The sequence below is a fragment of the Variovorax sp. 10L426 genome (assembly GCF_056395305.1).
Genome location: NZ_JBFTJF010000002.1, coordinates 342,394 through 360,311 on the forward strand (window position 1 = coordinate 342,394; position 17,918 = coordinate 360,311).

At 67.1% G+C, this 17,918-nt stretch carries 18 protein-coding genes; 14 read left to right on the top strand and 4 right to left on the bottom strand.

Annotated elements, in window-relative coordinates; all coding sequences use genetic code 11:
- Positions 1 to 500: 500 nt before the first annotated feature.
- Positions 501 to 1,496: a Bug family tripartite tricarboxylate transporter substrate binding protein gene (locus AC1DHL_RS04245; protein WP_478160829.1), complete on the bottom strand. Its 996-nt coding sequence runs from the start codon at positions 1,494 to 1,496 to the stop codon at positions 501 to 503.
- Entirely contained in the window at positions 1,493 to 2,404 is a 912-nt protein-coding gene (locus tag AC1DHL_RS04250) for a LysR substrate-binding domain-containing protein (protein ID WP_478160831.1), read from the bottom strand. Before AC1DHL_RS04250 ends, AC1DHL_RS04245 begins: the two co-directional genes overlap by 4 nt.
- A gap of 121 nt (positions 2,405 to 2,525) precedes the next feature.
- Here AC1DHL_RS04250 and AC1DHL_RS04255 point away from each other — a divergent pair, with 121 nt between their 5' ends.
- From AC1DHL_RS04255 to AC1DHL_RS04280, 6 genes are all read left to right on the top strand, one after another.
- Positions 2,526 to 5,270, top strand: coding sequence for a tannase/feruloyl esterase family alpha/beta hydrolase (locus AC1DHL_RS04255; protein WP_478160833.1), 2,745 nt, complete (start codon positions 2,526 to 2,528; stop codon positions 5,268 to 5,270).
- Positions 5,267 to 6,610 (top strand): dicarboxylate/amino acid:cation symporter, encoded by a 1,344-nt coding sequence (locus tag AC1DHL_RS04260; protein WP_478160835.1) that lies wholly within the window; start codon positions 5,267 to 5,269, stop codon positions 6,608 to 6,610. Before AC1DHL_RS04255 ends, AC1DHL_RS04260 begins: the two co-directional genes overlap by 4 nt.
- 8 nt (positions 6,611 to 6,618) lie before the next feature.
- Positions 6,619 to 7,962: a hypothetical protein gene (locus tag AC1DHL_RS04265; RefSeq protein WP_478160837.1), complete on the top strand. Its 1,344-nt coding sequence runs from the start codon at positions 6,619 to 6,621 to the stop codon at positions 7,960 to 7,962.
- Positions 7,963 to 8,109: 147 nt separating this feature from the next.
- Complete coding sequence (locus AC1DHL_RS04270; protein ID WP_478160839.1) at positions 8,110 to 8,511, top strand: COG4315 family predicted lipoprotein; 402 nt, start codon at positions 8,110 to 8,112, stop codon at positions 8,509 to 8,511.
- A 4-nt stretch (positions 8,512 to 8,515) separates the two neighbouring features.
- On the top strand, positions 8,516 to 9,196 hold the full coding sequence (locus AC1DHL_RS04275) for a cupredoxin domain-containing protein (RefSeq protein WP_478104893.1): 681 nt from the start codon (positions 8,516 to 8,518) through the stop codon (positions 9,194 to 9,196).
- A 60-nt stretch (positions 9,197 to 9,256) separates the two neighbouring features.
- Positions 9,257 to 9,448 carry a hypothetical protein gene (locus AC1DHL_RS04280; protein WP_478104895.1) on the top strand — a complete coding sequence of 64 codons (192 nt, stop codon included), beginning with the start codon at positions 9,257 to 9,259 and terminating at the stop codon, positions 9,446 to 9,448.
- A gap of 34 nt (positions 9,449 to 9,482) precedes the next feature.
- On the opposite strand, the gene AC1DHL_RS04285 is transcribed toward AC1DHL_RS04280, so the two are convergent.
- Entirely contained in the window at positions 9,483 to 10,454 is a 972-nt protein-coding gene (locus AC1DHL_RS04285; protein ID WP_478160841.1) for a LysR family transcriptional regulator, read from the bottom strand.
- 73 nt (positions 10,455 to 10,527) lie between these two features.
- Between AC1DHL_RS04285 and AC1DHL_RS04290 the strand changes: the two genes are divergently transcribed.
- The 7 genes from AC1DHL_RS04290 to AC1DHL_RS04320 are packed head-to-tail and all read left to right on the top strand — an operon-like array spanning position 10,528 to position 16,723.
- Complete coding sequence (locus AC1DHL_RS04290) at positions 10,528 to 11,106, top strand: GAF domain-containing protein (protein WP_478104898.1); 579 nt, start codon at positions 10,528 to 10,530, stop codon at positions 11,104 to 11,106.
- 2 nt (positions 11,107 to 11,108) lie between these two features.
- Positions 11,109 to 12,710 (top strand): FAD-dependent monooxygenase, encoded by a 1,602-nt coding sequence (locus tag AC1DHL_RS04295; RefSeq protein WP_478160843.1) that lies wholly within the window; start codon positions 11,109 to 11,111, stop codon positions 12,708 to 12,710.
- Between the two features lie 4 nt (positions 12,711 to 12,714).
- Complete coding sequence (locus tag AC1DHL_RS04300; RefSeq protein WP_478160845.1) at positions 12,715 to 13,122, top strand: VOC family protein; 408 nt, start codon at positions 12,715 to 12,717, stop codon at positions 13,120 to 13,122.
- Entirely contained in the window at positions 13,119 to 13,910 is a 792-nt protein-coding gene (locus tag AC1DHL_RS04305) for an alpha/beta fold hydrolase (protein ID WP_478160847.1), read from the top strand. Before AC1DHL_RS04300 ends, AC1DHL_RS04305 begins: the two co-directional genes overlap by 4 nt.
- Entirely contained in the window at positions 13,907 to 14,695 is a 789-nt protein-coding gene (locus tag AC1DHL_RS04310; protein ID WP_478104903.1) for an ABC transporter ATP-binding protein, read from the top strand. Before AC1DHL_RS04305 ends, AC1DHL_RS04310 begins: the two co-directional genes overlap by 4 nt.
- A gap of 12 nt (positions 14,696 to 14,707) precedes the next feature.
- Positions 14,708 to 15,577, top strand: a complete 870-nt coding sequence (locus tag AC1DHL_RS04315; protein ID WP_478160849.1) for an ABC transporter permease — start codon at positions 14,708 to 14,710, stop codon at positions 15,575 to 15,577.
- A 45-nt stretch (positions 15,578 to 15,622) separates the two neighbouring features.
- Positions 15,623 to 16,723 carry an ABC transporter substrate-binding protein gene (locus AC1DHL_RS04320; RefSeq protein ID WP_478160851.1) on the top strand — a complete coding sequence of 367 codons (1,101 nt, stop codon included), beginning with the start codon at positions 15,623 to 15,625 and terminating at the stop codon, positions 16,721 to 16,723.
- On the opposite strand, the gene AC1DHL_RS04325 is transcribed toward AC1DHL_RS04320, so the two are convergent.
- Positions 16,668 to 17,243 carry a methylated-DNA--[protein]-cysteine S-methyltransferase gene (locus tag AC1DHL_RS04325; protein ID WP_478160853.1) on the bottom strand — a complete coding sequence of 192 codons (576 nt, stop codon included), beginning with the start codon at positions 17,241 to 17,243 and terminating at the stop codon, positions 16,668 to 16,670. The two genes, AC1DHL_RS04320 and AC1DHL_RS04325, sit on opposite strands and share 56 nt — an antisense overlap.
- Before the next feature lie 204 nt (positions 17,244 to 17,447).
- Between AC1DHL_RS04325 and AC1DHL_RS04330 the strand changes: the two genes are divergently transcribed.
- The gene (locus AC1DHL_RS04330; RefSeq protein ID WP_478160855.1) at positions 17,448 to 17,897 is read left to right on the top strand and encodes an ester cyclase; all 450 of its coding nucleotides are present in this window, start codon (positions 17,448 to 17,450) and stop codon (positions 17,895 to 17,897) included.
- The last annotated feature ends 21 nt before the right edge of the window (positions 17,898 to 17,918 follow it).

The window sequence follows — 17,918 nt, forward strand, 5'->3', positions numbered from 1 at the left end:
TTTTCGACCGCGCAGCGGGCTGTGGGGCCGTCACGTCAGGATCCTGGCGCTCGGCAACACCTGGTTCGTCCGGTTGACGCGCAGCCCGTTGCGCGTTGGCGGCGGCGGCAGGACTCGGGTGGGTTTGCAAATGCGGATCGCCGGGAGCAGGGGCGCCCTTCGCGTCGGACGGCGCCGGCACAGGCGTACCCTTCGAAATTTCGGCTGGGGCTCGTTGCGATGGCGGCACCGCATCCGACGGCTGCTGTGCAAACGCAAACGTCGCGATCAGAAAAAGGGTCAAGAATGCCAAGCCGCGTCGTCCCCACGGCCGCTTGCGCTGAAAGCGGAACTCACGCTGAAACCGAGGCCGGAAATGCCCAAGGCTGATCGTCATAAGAAGCTGTCGATGGCTGTTGGATCAACCTAGCGCGACCCGCCAGGAACACGCGTGCGTCCCGATCCCGAGCGCTCGTAGGCGATCGCCGTCCGGATGCCCTCGGGCTCAACGGCCGAGCGCCCTATTCGAGCCGCGTCCCCAGCCCATGGACCAGCGCCCGATTGCGCCGGCGGTCTTCCGCGACATCCTGCGCGAAGGCCTCGACGCCGCCATGCACCGCGATGTTGTGCGCAACGCGCAGCCGCGCGATCAGCAGCTCGCTGTCGAGCGCGCGGTTGATCTCGGCATTGAGCCGATAGACCACTGCGGCCGGCGTATACGCCGGCGCGAAGATGCCGAACAACGACACGAGATTGGCCTGCGGATAGCCGAGCTCGGCCAGGGTTGGCACCTCGGGCAGCACGTCGAGTCGCTCGGGCGCGCCGACGGCCAGCGCGCGCAGTCGGCCGGCGCGCAGGTACTGCAACTGCAGCGCGGCGACGTTGGTCGACAGCACCTCAAACTGTCCGCTCAGGGCATCGTTGAGCTGCCGGCCGCCGCCCTGGTAGGGCACGTGCGTGATCGCGGTGTGGCTTTGCACGCGCACCTGTGCCAGCACCATGTGGCCGACGGTCGCCACGCCCGAGCTGGCCCAGCGCACGGCGCCCGGATTTGCGCGCGCCTGCGCGATCAGATCGTCGAAGCTGCGTCCCGCAAAGGCCGGCGTGGCGGCCACCAGCACCGGCGTGCGCATCACGCTCGCGACCGGGACGACGGTGTGCAGCGGGTCGGCGTCGCCATGCACGAGCAGCGGATGCAGCGTGACAGGGCTCAGGGCGGAGAAGGCCAGCGTGTGGCCGTCGGGTGCCGCACGGGCCAGCACCTCGATGCCGACGCTTCCGCCCGCGCCGGTCCGGTTCTCTACCAGCACCGGCACGCCAAGCGCCGGCGCGAGCTGCTCGGCCAGCGCACGCGCTGTCGCGTCACTCACGCCACCCGCGGGATAGACCACCAGCAGGCGTACCGGCCGGCTCGGCCAGGGTGCGGCGTCCGGTGCCGCATGCAACGCGGGCGCGATACCCTGCAAGGCTGCGGCGCCCAGGGCCATGCGTGCGAGATCGCGGCGCCGCAGGCTCATCGTGCCGCGAGCTCGCGCAGCAAGGCCGCGAAGTGGCGCGCCGGAAGGTTGTCCTCGTCGGCGCGGCGAACGAGGGTGATCGGTGCATCGAGCGCACCGCTGCCGGCCAGCCCGCAGTAGGTGATTGCGTGCGCGTGGGCGCCGGTCATCGAGGCCGGCACCACCGACAGCCCGACCCCCGCGGCGACGAGGTTGAGGTTGGTCATCATGCGATCGACCTCGGCCACCACGCGCGGCTGCAGCCCCTTCGCATGGCAAAGCGCGAGCAGGTCGGCATAGAGGCCCGGCGCGCCGGGCCGGCGCACGAGGATCAGCCCTTCGGTGCACAGCTGCGCGAGCGACAGCGGCCGCGCGCGTTTGCCGGCGCGGGCGAGCGCATAGCGATGGTCGCTCGGCATCGCGACCACGACCGGCTCGCGCAGCAGCGTCTCGAACAGCAACCCCTCGGGCCGTGCGACCGGCACGCGCAGCAGACCGCAGTGCAGCCGGCCGGCCACCAGCGCATCGGTGAGTTCGGCCGCGTTGTTCTCGCGCAGCAGCAGCTCGACTTTGGGATAGGTGCGGCGAAACGCGCGCAGCGCCTCGGGCATGAAGCGATGGGCCGCGGCCGAACTGGTGAAGCCGACCGACAGCGCACCCTCCTGCCCCTGCGCCACGCGCGCCATGCGCTGCTGCATGGCCTCCATGTTCTGCAGCATGCGCGTGGCCTCGATCTGGAATTGGCGCCCGGCCTCGGTCAGCGCGACGCCGCGCGGATGGCGGCGGAACAGATCGACGCCGAGCTCGCGTTCGAGCGCCTTGATCTGCTGGCTGAGCGGCGGCTGCTGGATGCCGAGGTTTTCCGCAGCGCGCGTCATGTGGCCGGTCTCGGCCACGGCTGCGAAGTAGCGAAGCGGTCTCATCTCCATATTTTTTTCATATCGAAAGTGGCTCTTTATTTTATTTGACGCTAAGTCACCCTGCCAACTATCTTCGGCCCGCCCTACTTTCAAAGAGGCCCTGCGAGGCCTCGCGCCGGAGACACACACCATGCGCCTTTCTTCGTCCTTTCATTCGACGCGCCGTGCCAGCGCGCTGCTCTGCATCCTCGGCCTGTCCGCGGTGCTCGCGGCCTGTGGCGGCGGTGGCAACGGCAACGGCTTCGCGACGCTGCCGCCGAGCGGCACGACCCCGCCGCCCGCGGGCGGCTCCGAGCCGGACGCGCCGGACGAGCCGATGACGCCGCCCGATACGCCCGTCGTGCCGGTCGCGAGTTGCGCCTCGCTCGCGGGCATGGCCATCGGCGCTGGCCAGATCGGCCTGCCGACACAGGGCGCCACCGTCACCGGCGCCACCACCATCGCGGCTGCCGATGCCGGCAACGTGTCGGGTGACTACTGCCAGGTGCGCGGCACCATCCAACCGGTAGACCCGCAGGCACCGGCGATCAATTTCGCGGTCAATCTGCCGGAAGCATGGAACCGCAAGGTGATCCACTTCGGCGGTGGCGGCTTCGACGGCGTCCTGATCGACGGCACCGAGCCCGTGCGATTCGGCCCGCCTGACAAGCCGACGCCGCTGGCGCTCGGCTACGCCACCTTCGGCGACGACAGCGGCCACCAGAGCAGCAGCATCACTGACGGCAAGTTCGCCGCCAACGACGAGGCGCTGGCCAACTACGGCGGCCAGTCGCTCAAGAAGACGCATGACGTGGCAATGCTGCTGGTGAAGGCGCGCTACGGCGTCGCACCGGCCAAGGCCTACTTCCTCGGCACCTCGACCGGCGGACGCGATGCGCTGCTGCACGTCCAGCGCTGGCCGAACGACTACGACGGCGTGATCGCCAACGAGCCGGCGCTCAACTACACCGGCACGCGGCTGTCGAACGTCGCGGTCGGCCGCGCGCTGTATGCCAACGGCGGCTTGGGCTGGGTCAACCTCGCCAAGACGCTGCTGGTGCAGAAGACGGTGCTGGCCGCCTGCGACAAGCTCGACGGCGCGGCCGACGGCATCGTCAGCAATGTCGAGAGTTGCCGCCAGCTCAACACGCAGATCCTCGCCTCGCTGCGCTGCGCGGGGGGCACCGACAACGGCGACACCTGCCTGTCGGATCCGCAGCTCGCCACCATCCGCGCGATCGAGTCGCCGCTGGTGTTCACGAACTACACGCTGGCCAACGGCGTGACGCGCGCCGGCGGCTACAACCTGCTCGAAGGCGCGCTGGTGGCGGGGCCCTTCACCTCGCGCGACCTCGGCACGCGCGCGGTGCCGGGCAATCCGGCCAGCACGTCCGATGCCAACATGTACGTCACCGGCGACCAATGGGCCAAGTACTTCGTGACGCGCAACGCGGCCTTCGACACGCTCACGCTCGATCCCCTGGACCCGGGCGCCTACACCGCGCGCGTGGCCGCGGTCTCGGCCATCACCGATGCGACCAATCCCGACCTCACGCCCTTCCTCGCGCACGGCGGGCGGCTGATCATGATGCAGGGTCTGGCCGACGAGGTGATCAGCAACAACTCGACCATCGACTACTACAACCGCCTCATCGCGACGATGGGCCAGGCCGCGGTCGACAAGGGCATCCGCTTCTACACCGTGCCGGGCATGGGCCATGGGACGGGCGTCTTCATCCCGGCCTGGGACTCGCTCGCGGCGCTGGAGAACTGGGTCGAGCACGGTCTCGCGCCCGCGACCGGCGTGGTCTCCGACAGCGTGGCCGGCACCTACGGCCGCACCCGGCCGCTGTGCCAGTTTCCTGCCTGGCCCAAGTTCAAGGGCAGCGGCAGCATGGATGCGGCGGTCAACTACAGCTGCGTGCAGGAAGTCGGCGACCCGCTCGCCTGCCCGAACCTGCCGGCGAGCGCGACGACCTACAAGGGCGGCGACCTGTTCGGCGAGGAGCTCAGCCTGGCGGTCGACCCGGGCACGCTGCACTACACCGTCACCATCGACGCGAGCCTGCAGCGCGCGGCCGGCACGCAGCGCAGCGGCACGCTGGTGTCCCACGGCAACTGCAACTATGCGAGCGGCGAGAACGGCGCCAGCTTCACCTTCGGCGCGGGCGGCGCCGTGCAGGGCGGCGTCGCCGCGCCGTCGGGTGCGAGCTTCGTGCCGCTGATCGCGTTCCAGAACACCTTCCAGAACGCGTCGACGCCGGCCGTGTTCAATCCGGTGGCGAACATCTTCAACGTAGTGGGCGTGCAGTACGGCAGCGCCGGCGCCGCCAGCGCCTACACGGCCTCGTCGCGCGTGCGCAATGCGGGCACCTTCCAGTCCTGCCAGGACCCGATCAGCGGCGGCTTCATCACCTACGACGCCAACTGCGCATCGACCACCAAGGGCTACCTCAGCTACAACAGCGCGCGCAACGCCTTCGACATGCTGGCCACCTCGCCGACCGGCGGCGCGACGACCACCGGCGGCACGCCGAGCGGTTCGGCCATCTTCGGCCAGGTCGGCGCGGTCACGGTGCCGATCGTGCTGGTGCGCGAATCGGCCACCAGCTACGGCATGCGCCTCTATGCGCCGCAGACGACGCTGAGCCCGGGCACGGCCGACGGCCACTTCGTCACCGTCGACAACGACGGCGGCCAGTCGGAGGCCACGGTCAGCGTCAGCAGCTTCAATCTCGGCGGCGCGAGCGGCACGCTGGCCTACGACAGCCCCGTGCTCGGCGTGGTGCAGAGCACCGGCACAAGCGCGGGCAACTTCATCTACAACGCCGGCATGCTGGGTTTCGTTCCCGCCAGCGGCACCGGCGCCGTCCTTCAACTCGGAGTCCGCAATTGACCACGTCCCTTTCAGCGCCCGCGCGCAAACTGCCGCTCTACCGCTCCCTCTACGCCCAGGTGATCACCGCGGTGATCATCGGCGTGCTGCTGGGGCACTTCCATCCCTCGGTGGGCGAGTCCATGAAGCCGCTCGGCGACGCCTTCATCAAGATCATCAAGATGATGATCGCGCCCATCATCTTCTGCACCGTCGTGGTCGGTATCGCCGGCATGGAGGACATGAAGAAGGTCGGCAAGACCGGTGGGTTGGCCCTGTTGTACTTCGAAGTCATGAGCACGATCGCCCTGATCGTGGGGCTCGTGATGGTCAACCTCCTGAAGCCAGGCGCCGGCATGAACGTCGACCCCACCAGCATCGACACCCACTCCATCGCTGCCTACACCGGCCCGGGCAAGATGCAGGGCACCGTCGACTTCCTCATGAACATCATCCCCAACACCCTGGTTGACGCTTTCGCCAAGGGCGAGATCCTGCAGGTGTTGCTGATCGCGGTGCTCTTCGGCTTTGCGCTGCACCGCTTCGGCGGGCGCGGCACCCTGGTCTTCGACGTCATCGAGAAGGGCTCGCACGTGCTCTTCACCATCGTCAACTACATCATGAAGCTGGCCCCCATCGGCGCCTTCGGCGCCATGGCCTTCACCATCGGCAAGTACGGCATCGGCTCGCTGTTCTCGCTGGGCAAGCTCATGGGAACCTTCTACCTGACCTGCCTGTTGTTCATCTTCGTGATCCTGGGGCTGGTGGCGCGCTTCCATGGGTTCAGCATCTGGAAGTTCATCAAGTACATCAAGGAGGAACTGCTGATCGTGCTGGGCACCTCCTCCTCGGAATCGGTGCTGCCGCGCATGATGGAGAAGATGGAGAACCTGGGGGCGAGGAAGACCTGCGTGGGGCTGGTGATCCCCACGGGCTACTCGTTCAATCTGGACGGCACGTCGATCTATTTGACGATGGCGGCGGTGTTCATCGCGCAGGCCACCAACACGCCGATGACCCTCATGCAGGAGATCACGCTGCTGGCGGTGCTGGTGCTGACCTCCAAGGGGGCGGCGGGGGTGACGGGCAGCGGCTTCATCGTGCTGGCGGCGACGCTCTCGGCGGTGGGGCACGTGCCGGTGGCGGGGCTGGCGCTGATCCTGGGGATCGACCGGTTCATGTCGGAGGCGCGGGCGCTGACGAACCTGATCGGGAACGGGGTGGCCACGATCGTGGTGGCCAAATGGACGAACGAACTGGACGAGGAGCGCCTGCGGGCGGGGCTGAACAACGAAAACTGGATCGAGGCGCAGGAGCCCGAAGCGCTTATCAACGCAAAGACCGCGCACGTGGCAAGCTGAGGCAGAGAGTGAACACCGCCCATTTCATCGCGCGCCTCGGCTGCGCCCTGTCGCTGGCTTTCGCCGCGGGCGTTCCGGCGCAGCCCGCCACGCAGCCGCAGACTGCCACCTGCCCCGCCACCGTCCCGGCCGACGCGCACTGCTACAACGGCCGCGACCGCGAAGGCGCGTTCTACTGGATCGCGATTCCCGCGCAATGGAACCACGTGCTGGTCATGCATGCGCATGGTGGCCCCGAGGTCGACGCGCCGACGCTCAAGCGCGGCGCCGAGGATCTGAAGCGCTGGTCCGTCATGGTGAAGGCCGGCTACGCATGGGCCGGTTCGACCTACCGGCGCGGCGGCTACGGTGTGACCATGGCGGCCGAGGACACGGAACGCTTGCGCCGCCTGTTCGTGCGGCGTTTCGGCCAGCCCGAGCGAACCATCCTGCACGGCCAGAGCTATGGCGGCGGCGTCGCGTCCAAGGCGGCGGAACTCTACGGCCCAGTTCCCGGCGAGCGGCCCGCCTATGACGGCGTGCTGCTGACCAGCGGCGTGCTCGGCGGCGGCGGCAACGCCTATGACTTCCGGCTCGACCTGCGCGTGGTCTACCAGTACGTCTGCCACAACCATCCGCGGCCCGACGAGCCGCAGTACCCACTGTGGCAAGGCCTGCCGCTCGATTCGAAACTCACGCGCGCCGAGCTGGTCGCGCGCGTCAAGGAATGCACCGGGGTCGGCCTGCCGGCCGCGCAGCGCACGCCCGAGCAGCAGGCGCATCTGAAGACCATCCTGTCGGTGGTGCGCATTCCGGAGCGCACGCTGGTCTCTCACCTCAACTGGGCCACCTGGCTGTTTCAGGACCTGACGCAGAAGCGCCTGGGCAACCGCAATCCCTTCGGCAATGCGCACGTCGTCTACAGCGGTTCGAGCGACGATGCGGCGCTCAATGCCGGCGTGCTGCGCTACAAGGCCGATCCGCAGGCCGTCGGCGCCTTGGCGGCCGACAGCCGTCCGAGCGGCCGGCTGCGGCTGCCGGTGTTGACGCTGCATGCGATCCACGACCCGACCGCGTTCGTCGAACTCGAAAGCGCCTACCGCGAGATCGTCGACAACGCGGGCGCCTCGCAATGGCTGGTGCAGACCTTCGCCGACGAGGCCGAGCACAGCTATCTGAGCGATGCCGAATATCCCGCGTTGATGCGAGCGCTGCTCGACTGGGTCGAGCTCGGCGAGCGCCCGACGCCACAAAAGGTGGCGCAGCTGTGCACGCAGACGGAGCCCGCATTCGGCAAGGGCTGCCACCTGCGGCCCGAGTACCGGAGTGCGCCGCTCGCGACGCGCGTGCCGGCCGCAGGGCGGGACGACTGAGCGACGAGCGGACGCCTGGCGATACGCGTCGCGCGCCGGCCGCTCGACGAAAGCATTCCGGTCGTGACAAATTACGCAGCGACAAGACTGTATCCAAATGTTTAATACGTGGCGAACTCCCCCTCGCGATCACAAAGGAGCCACTTCGTGCGTATTGCAGCTGCCAGTCTCGCCTTCGTCCTGACCTTGCTCACCGGTTGCGCGACGCTTGCGCCGACCGCCGTCAAGGAAGTCTCCTCCGTGAAGCTTCTCAACGGCATGCTTGTCAATGACAAGGGGTTCACTCTCTACACCTTCGACAAGGACGCACCGAACAGCGGCCGCTCGGTCTGCTACGGCAACTGTGCCGTGACGTGGCCGCCGGTCATTGCCCCCGAAGGCGCCAAGCCGAGCGGCAGCCTGTCGATGATCACCCGTGACGATGGTGGCAAGCAGTGGGCCTTCAAGGGTCAACCGCTCTACACCTGGCCCGAGGACCAGGAGCCCGGCGACGTCTACGGCGACAACTACGACAACGTCTGGCACGTCATCAAGACGAGCCAGCTCTGATCACATGCGCAACCCTTCATCCTTGCGCATGCCGGGCGTGCGCAGTTCAGTCGTCGCGTTGGCCGGCGCCCTTCTTTGCGCGCTCTGTGCGGCGACGCCTCTGCAGGTCAGCGTCCTCGACAAGGACGGACAACCCGTCGTCGATGCGGTGGTCGTCGTGGTCACCGCTTCGAAGGCCGCACCGTCCCGGCCGCTGCCCAAGGAAGTGACGATCAGCCAGGAAAGGATGCGCTTCGTGCCGGCCGTGAGCCTGGTCGCCCCCGGTGCCAAGGCGCACTTCGTCAACAACGACCCGTGGGAGCACCATGTGCGCGCTTCCGCCGCCGGCGTCGCGCAGTTCGATGTGGGTCCGGGGGGCGGCTTCGAGCTGATGATCGCCGGCAAGCCAGAGGGCAAGCCCGGCAAGGTCGCTGATGCCACCTTCGACAAGGCCGGCGCCGTGCTGCTCGGCTGTCACCTGCACAGCTCGATGCGCGGGCATGTCTACGTGAGCGACTCGCCCTGGGCGGCGCTGACGGGCCCGGACGGCATCGCCGCGCTCGACGTCCCCGAGGGCGCCGCGTCGATCAAGGTGTGGCACGCGGACCAACTCATCGACATCGCGCCGCTCCAGGTGATGCTCGACGACGCACCTGCGAAGGCCACTCTGCAACTCAACGTGGTGCCGCGGCGCAAGCGGATCTGAGGCTGGGACATACCCGTAGGGATCGGTGATTGGAATTAATCCGGGTAAAATGCTGCCCCCATGACCGATACCCAACTCACCCAGGATGGCCTGCGCTATGTCAAGAAGGCGCCAGGCTCGATCATCACCACGCCCCGCGCCGAATCCATGATGTCTTGCTTCAAGTGCGGCAAGTTCGTCATTCGCACTTCGATGACGTCGCGCCGCTTCCTCGGCAAGAACCATCTGGTCTGCGCGCCCAAGTGCTCATAGGTGGCGAACGCCACCGCTGAATCGCGCCAACGCGTTATCCAGCCCTGCGCTGCATGCCCCGCGCGACATCCCTCACCACCGTCCTGAGGGACTGCACCATCGGGTGCTCATCCAATTCCTTGAGCGTGAAGAAACTCACCGGCGGCAAGTTCCAGCTCAAGCGATGGGGTAGCGCCGCGCAGTTTCCTGCCTGCTCCATCTCGGCCACGACGTCGCGGGCCAGGATGGAGATCGCGTTCGGCTCCGTCCGCAGCACCGTCTCCATGCTGCGGATCGACGTCGTCTCCAGCATCGGGACCGGGGGTTGCACGCCGGCGCCCACGAAGATGGCGTTGTAGGTCCTGCGCATGGGCGTGTTCGGCGGCGGCAGGATCCAGTCGAGTTGCGCCAATCGCGCCCAGTCCAGCGGCCCGCGGGACAAACGCTTCAAGCTCTTGGCGGCCACCACCAGGCAAGGCGCCTGCTCGTAGATCGCCTCCTGCACGAGGCCTGTCGCATCGCCGTCATAAGAGCGTCCGATGGCGCAATCGAGTTCGCGCGCGATGAGTCCGGCGACGAGTTCGTCGGTCGTGCCTTCGCGCGTCATCACCGCCATGCGCGGGCTTCGATCCAGCAAATGGGTGAGCGCTGCGGACAGCAGCTGTTGGGGCACCTGTTGCGTCAGCCCCAGGCGCAGGCGCCCGCTGCGGCCAGCTTCGAGCGAGGTGAGGACACGCGTGGTGGCTTCCAGTTCCGCAAGCCAACGCCGCGCGTAGTGCAGCACCGCGTCACCTGAAGACGTGGGCACCAGGCCGCGGCTCGTGCGTTCGAAGAGTCGGCTGCCGAAGATGTCTTCCGCTTCGCGCAAGGCCTTGGTAATGGCCGGCTGGCTCAACCGCATCTCGGCGGCCACTCGGCCAAGCGTGCGATGGCGGTCGATGGCCTGAAGCAGCGACAACTGCCGCAGCTTCAGGCGAGAGAGCAGCGCGTGCTGCAGGTCGGCGGCGGGGTCGCGGGCGGTCGGCAAGCCATAACTCCATGGTTATCAGTCAATCAGAATTTAATGCATTTCGGTGATTTGAGGCGCCTAGACTTTCTCCATGCCCTCCGCGACGACAGCCACCGAATCGATCTCCACGGTCTTCACGGCCAAGCTCCTCGACGGGCTCGAAGCAGCGCGCAATGCCGACGCCGCCATGCGCGAAGTCGACCGCTGCCGAACCCTCATCGCCGGCGACAGCGTGTTCAGCATCCAGCAGAACGTGACGACCGAACGCGACCCCGTCGACGAGATCCGGCTGCGCCGCTTCTATTCATCGGTGTCGGAGCACTATCCGGTGAACGGCGCCAAGCGCAAGACGCTCACGCCGTGGACCGAGTGCCTCTTCATACAGGGCCGCGTTTTCGTCGGCGAGGGCGAGGAGACGCTGGCAAGCCATTTCGACGACTTCGACCAGATGCGTCCCTACGGCCTGCGCAGCGTGATCAACGTGCCGCTGCTCCACGGGAACCTCTGCTACGCCACCTTCAACGTCTTCGGCACGCGGGCGCACTGGCTGCCGCAGGAGGTCCTCGGCATCCGCCTGCTGGCCCTCGCCGCGGCGCGCTGGGTGCCGCGCGCAATCGGCCTGTCGTACCGCTTCGCGGGCGCATCCCTTACCCATCCTCTGGAGGCTTGACCATGCAAAGCAAAGTACCTGTCGTGATCGTCGGCGGCGGCCCGGTGGGCCTTTCGATGGGGATCCTGCTGCAGCGCTTCGGCATCGACTTCGTGCTGCTCGAACGCAGCCCGACGACCACGACCCACCCCAAGGCGCGGGGCACCTACACGCGGACGATGGAGATTTTTCGCCAGTGGGGCATCGACGGCCTGATGAAGCGCCATGCGCTGCCGGACGGCGCCGACTTCTTCTCCTTCTGCGAGTCGATGACGGGCCACGAATGGGGCCGCACCACCCCGGAGCCCAACGTGGGCCACTCGCCGTGCTGGAAGATCATCCAGTCGCAGGACACGGTGGAGACGGAGCTGCTGGACCATGCACGCAAGAGCGAAGTCGGCCGCTTCCTGTTCGGCCACGAGTACCTGCACTACGACGAGGGCGGCAGCGGCATTGCGGTGACCGGCCGCAAGCTCGACACCGGCGAGACCATGACCTGGCACGCCCAGTACCTGATTGCCGCGGACGGCGCCACGAGCGCTGTGCGCCGCCAGGCCGACATCGAGATGCGCGGACCCGCCACGCTGGCCGTGATGGCCAACGAATTCTGGCAGGCCGACCTCTCCCACGTGCGCGACGCGGCCACCTGCGCCGGCTGGCGCGTGTATGCCAAGGATTCGCCCTACCCGATCACGACCGTGCTCAACACCAACGGCAAGGACCGATGGCTGAACCTCCTGCCGGTGGGACGCGAGGTGGACGAACGCATCGGCGAACGCAACGATGACGAAGTGGTGCAACTCGCCCGCACTATCTCGGGCGTTCCCAACCTCGATGTGAAGGTGATCAATCGCTCGGTGTGGCGCATGAGCCGCCAGGTGGCCGCGAGCTTTCGCAAGGGGCGCGTTTTGCTCGTGGGCGACTCGGCGCATCGCTTTCCGCCGAACGGCGGCTACGGCATGAACTCCGGCATCCAGGACGCGCACAACCTCGCATGGAAGCTGGCCTTCGTCATCACAGGTCGCGCCAGCGCGCGCCTGCTGGACAGCTACGAGAGCGAACGCCGCCCCGTGGCGGAATCGAACGCCGACTTCAGCCTGCACAACGCGACGCGCTTCATCCAGTGCGACGAGGCCCTGCGCTCCGGCAACCCGGACCGCATCGACTTCTGGATCCGCGACAGCGACAACCACATCCACAGCATCGGACAGTCGCTGGGCTTTTGCTACGAGGATGGTGCTGTCATTCCAGACGGCACGGGCAAGCATGTGATGCGCGCGCGCTGGTACGAGCCGAGCGACCGGCCGGGCATGCGCTTTCCGCACTTGTGGCTGGACCTGGCGCGGCGCCACACCACGCTCGACTGGTTCGACAAGGACTTCGTGCTGGTGGCGGGGCCGAAGGCGGATGGCTGGATGGAGGCGGCGCGTGCTGTGTCCGGCAAGAACGGACGCACGGTGCAGGCCCACCAGTTGGACGACTCGCACGAGAAGGACGGCCTGCTGCTCGGCCTGCGCGGTGCGGTGCTCGTGCGGCCTGACGGGCATGTGGCGTTCCGCATGCCATGGACGCCATCGGATCCGGCCGCCGAGCTGTCGGCCGCGCTCGCCCGACTACTGGACTGATGCCATGCCCGTCACCGCACTCCACCACTACACGATCCGGTGCACGCCGGACGAGTTGCCGCCGCTGGTCGATTTCTACACGCGCGTGATGCGCCTGCAAGTCGGCGCCCGGCCTGAGATCCCTGCACCCGGCGCATGGCTGTACGCGGACGGCCAGCCGATCGTGCACTTGTATGCGCATCTGTCGGAGCCCGACGCGGCAACGCAGCCGGTGACCGGCCCCCTGGACCACATCTCGTTCCGCTCGCACGGCCTGAAGGAGATGCGCGAGCACCTCGGTGCGATGGGCGTGCCGTTTGCCGAGGCGCCGATTCCAGGATGGGGTATCCATCAGTTGTTCCTCCACGATCCACGCGGGCTGAAGATCGAGATGACCTTCTGGATGGGCCAGGAAGAAGGGAACGCGACATGACCGACTTCATCCAGGCCGGCGAAGTGCGTGTCGCCTTCGAGCGCGAAGGCCGGGGCCCGGCGCTGGTGCTGATGCACGGCGCGGAGGCCTCGCGCCAGATGTTCGCCGCGCTGGTGCCACATCTCGCGAAGCACTTCACCGTGCTCACGTACGACCAGCGCGATTGCGGCGACACGCAGGCACCCGAGCGCGCGTCGACGCTGGCGGACCTGGCGAACGACGCGCACCAGTTCATCAGGGCGATGGGGTTCAAGCGCGCGCATGTGTTCGGCTCGTCCTTCGGCGGACGCGTGGCGCAGGCCCTGGCGCTGCTGTATCCGAAGTCGATCGATCACCTCGTGCTCGCGAGCACCTGGCCGCTGCCGCGTCCGTATGAAGAGCTGTGCCCGGACGCACACCGACTGGCCGAGTTGCGGCAGGGCCTGCCCGGCACGGCGGAAGAGCTAGCGACATGGTTCTTCCCCGAAGCCTTTCTTGCGCAGCGTCCGGAACTGCGTCGCGTCTTCACGAATGCCCGGCCGGTGTCGGCTCGCGCTGCGCGGCGGTCAGCCACGGTGGCTACGACGCTGGACCACGGCGTTGCGGACATCGTGGCACCCACCCTCGTGCTGGCCGGCGAGCTGGATCGCGTGGTGCCGCCCAGCGTGACGCTGGCCATGGCGGGGCGCATCCGCGGTGCCGATGCCGTCCTGCTGCCATCCATCGGCCACGTGACGGCCATGCAGGCGCCGGAAGTGCTCGCCCATCACATGGTTCGTTTCCTGAGCCCCGCGGGAGTCAAGGCATGAACACGACGAATGGCAGACCCGACTACATCCGCATCGCAGGACTCTCCAAGACATTCGGCGGCGGCAACGACGGCGTGCTTGCGCTCAAGGAGATCGACTGCACGATCCGCCAGGGAAGCTTCGTCACCATCGTCGGCCCCAGCGGCTGCGGCAAGAGCACGCTGCTGCGCATCCTGGCCGGACTGCTCGACTATGAAGTCGGCAGCGTGCTGCTCGACGGCCAACCCGTTCGCGGCACGCGGCGCGATGTGGGCGTGGTGTTCCAGAGCTCCATCCTGCTGCCGTGGCGCACCATCATCGAGAACGTGATGCTGCCGGCCGAAGTGCTCGGCCTGGACAGGAAAGTGGCACGCGAACGCGCCATGCAATTGCTGCACATGGTCCGCCTCGAGGGCTTCGAGCACAAGCTGCCGCGCCAGTTGAGCGGCGGCATGCAACAGCGCGCCTCCATCGCGCGCGCCCTGCTGCACGACCCCAAGATCCTGCTGATGGACGAGCCCTTTGGCGCGCTGGACGCGATGACGCGCGAGCGCATGAACCTCGAACTGCAGCGCATCTGGATGGAAAGCGGAAAGACCGTGGTGCTGATCACGCACTCGATCCCCGAGGCCGTGTTCCTGGGCGACCAGGTGTTCGTGATGTCGCCTCGCCCCGGCACGCTGGAACGCGTGCTGCCCATCGACCTGCCACGACCACGGACGATGGAAGCGATGTCGCATCCGGTCTTCGCATCGGCGGCCGCTTCGATTCGCGAGCGCTTCTCGCATGCCGCTTCGTTCGATTGAAAGGGTGCTGCCATGACCACTGCCACGTTGAATTCCGATTCCACCGGCGTCAGGCCCGCCAAGCCGCCGCGCCCGCGCCGTGCCAACCCGCTGGCGTCCACCCGCGTGCAATCCATCCTGCTGCTGGTCACCTTGCTCGGCGCGTGGGAGGCGGCGGTGCGGCTGTTCAAGGTGCCCCAGCACCTGGTCCCGCCGGTCAGCGACATCGCGGTCGCACTCTGGCGTGGCCTTGCCACGGGCCCGTTGGCCAAGGACGGCTTCTGGTACCACGGCGGCGTCACGCTCGCGGAGATCCTGCTGGGCTTCCTGATCGGCAGCGGCGTCGGCCTGGCGATCGGCATCGTGGTGTCGCAGATGCCCAAGGTGGAGGCACTGCTGGAACCCTACGTGGCGGCGCTGCAGAGCGTGCCCAAGGTGGCGGTGGCGCCGATCATCGTGGTGTGGCTCGGCTTCGGCATCGGCTCCAAGGTGATGATCATCTGCCTGCTGACCTTCTTCCCGGTGCTGGTCACCAGCATCGCGGGCTTCAAGGCGGTGGACCCGGACCGCATCGACCTGCTGCGCTCGCTGTCCGCCACGCCCTGGCAGATCTTCCGCAAGGCCAAGTTCCCGAGCGCCCTGCCCTACGTCTTCGCGGGTCTCAACATGGCCGCGGCCTTCAGCGTCGTGGGCGCGGTGGTGGGCGAATTCGTCGGCGCGCAGGCGGGCCTCGGCGTGCTGATCCTGCAGATGGAAGCGCAGGCCGACACCGGCGGCAGCTTCGCAGTGTGCGTCGTTCTCTCGGTGATCGGCATCGCGCTGACGGTGTTGCTGCGCCGCATTCAACGACGGGTGCTGCACTGGATGCCCGCCGACGCCTCGCAGCGCACGGTGAATGTCTAGATTTTTCTCGAACGTCGCCGGCGTGATGCCGGCAAGGAGCGGACCATGTTGACACGACGTGATTTCGGATTGGGCATCGGCGCCCTGGGCCTCATGGGCGGCGGCCTGCCTGCCATGGCACAGAACCTGCGCGTGATGAAGGTGGCGAACACTGCCGCGGTCAACGACCCGCAGCAGTGCTTCGTGACCGCGGGGCAGTACCCGAAGCTCGACTTCTACAAGCCCGGCGGCGTGGATGTGGAGTACGTGAACATGTCGAGCATGACGCAGGCGCTGCAAAGCCTGCGCGCCGGACATGTGGATTTCGGGCCAGCCGTGCCCGGCATCCTGCTGCCGGCGATGGCCAAGGACCCGACGCTGGACCTCGTGAGCGTGTACAAGTGGCTGCCCCGCAATGCCAACGTGATCGTGGTGAAGCCGGGCAGCCCGATCAAGACGGCGGCGGACCTGGCGGGCAAGCGCATCGGCGTGCGCAGCCAGGGCGACACCGGGATCGTGATCACCCGGACCATGCTCGCCGAACTCGGCCTGAAGGACGACAAGTGCGAATACATCGCCATCGGCGACGGCGCGCCGGCCGGCGCGGCGATCGACAACGACCGTGTCGATGCCATGGTGGCCTTCGACACGGCCGCGGCCCGCATCGAACTGGTGGGCACGCCGCTGCGCTACGTGCCGCTGACGCCGAAGTTTGCGCAGGTGGGTTCCGGCTGGATCTGCGTGCCGCGCAAACTGCTCAAGGACGAGCACAAGAACCTGGTGGCGCTGTTTCGCGGCATCGCCAAGTCCACCATCTTCGCGAACAGCAACCTCGACGCCGCCATCGACCTGCACTGGGCCGTGTACCCCGAGAGCCGACCGAAGGGCCGCAGCGAGGAAGAAGCACGCAAGGAGCTGTCGTTCATCCTGAAGGACCGCAAGAACAGCTGGATGCGCCGCCCCGACGATCCGGACCAGCGCATGGGCGCGTCGACGCCGGCCGAGTGGAAGGCCAACATCGAGATGGCCGCCGAAAGCAGCAAGAACCCGAAGCTGGGCGAAGAACTGGGCGATCCGAATCGTCTGTTCACGAACGAACTGATCGACGAGGTCAATGCCTTCGACAAGCAGGCCGTGGTGGAGATGGCGAAGTCGTTCCGGCTGTAGGTGCAGGGCGAGTCTCGATGCCTTTCTCGTGCTCCAGCAGCCACCGTTTGCGGTGCAGTCCCCATGCATAGCCCTTGAGGTCGCCGCCCGCGCCAAGAACGCGGTGACATGGCACGATGATGGCTATCGGATTCGCGCCCACCGCCGAACCCGCGTCAACAGCCGCACGCCAGTCATCGATGCCCATCGCCTTGCCGACTGACCCATAGGTCGTCGTCTGCCCTGCGGGAATGCGGCGCAGCGCTGCCCATGCGCCTTCTTGCTGCTCGGTACCGGCCGTCGCCACTTCGATGTTGCCGAGCGCGTCCAGTTGCCCGGCGAAGTACTGCTGCAGTGCTTCGGCCACGGCTTTCGGTGCCGGTCCTTCGATCAGTTCATACGTGCCGTACTGCTCGCGCAGGTTGCGATGCATGCGCGAACGTCGGTCCGCGAATTCCAGCGCACGGACATGACCGCGTTCGTCGGCGGCAAGCAGCATCGCACCCAAGGGCGATGTCAGGTCACTCAGGATCATCTTCATGGTCGTTCCTCGCTACCAGGCTTGGGCAGGTGAAGTTGGTGTTGCAGTGATCACAGCTTAGGAACGCAAGGGGATTGGGTCACTCCGGTCCTTGCGATCGATATCGCGTTGACCGTGTGAGTTCAAGCGCAAGAAACGGATCGTTCTTCGCGGACATGTTCACTACGCTCCCTTCATCACCCACTCTCAAGAAGGAGCACTCTCATGTCTATCGAGCAAGACAACAAGGCCATCGTCGGCCGCTGGTTCACCAGTTTCTGGGGCAAGACCTGCGATCTCGGCATCGTCGATGAAATCGCTGCGCCCGACATGCTCTTGCAGTACTCGCTGCACGAGCCGCGTCGTGGCCGGGAGGCCATCAAGGCCTTCATGACGGACTTCCGCAAGGCGTTTCCCGATCTCAATTTCTGGGGCGCTGCGGACCTGATCGCGGAAGGTGACTACGTGGTCGGACGGTGGGAAGGCGGCGGTACGCACACGGGTCCCGCGTTCGACGACTTCCTGGTCGGCGGACTGCCGGCGGCCACGGGTCGGAAGATGCACTTCACCGGAACGACGGTACTGCGCCTGAAGGACGGAAAGATCGTCGAGGAGATCGGTCTGGACGACGGCGTGAAGGCGCTGACCCAACTCGGCCTCTTGAAGGCCGCCTGAAGCGAGGGCAAGGCAGAGTCT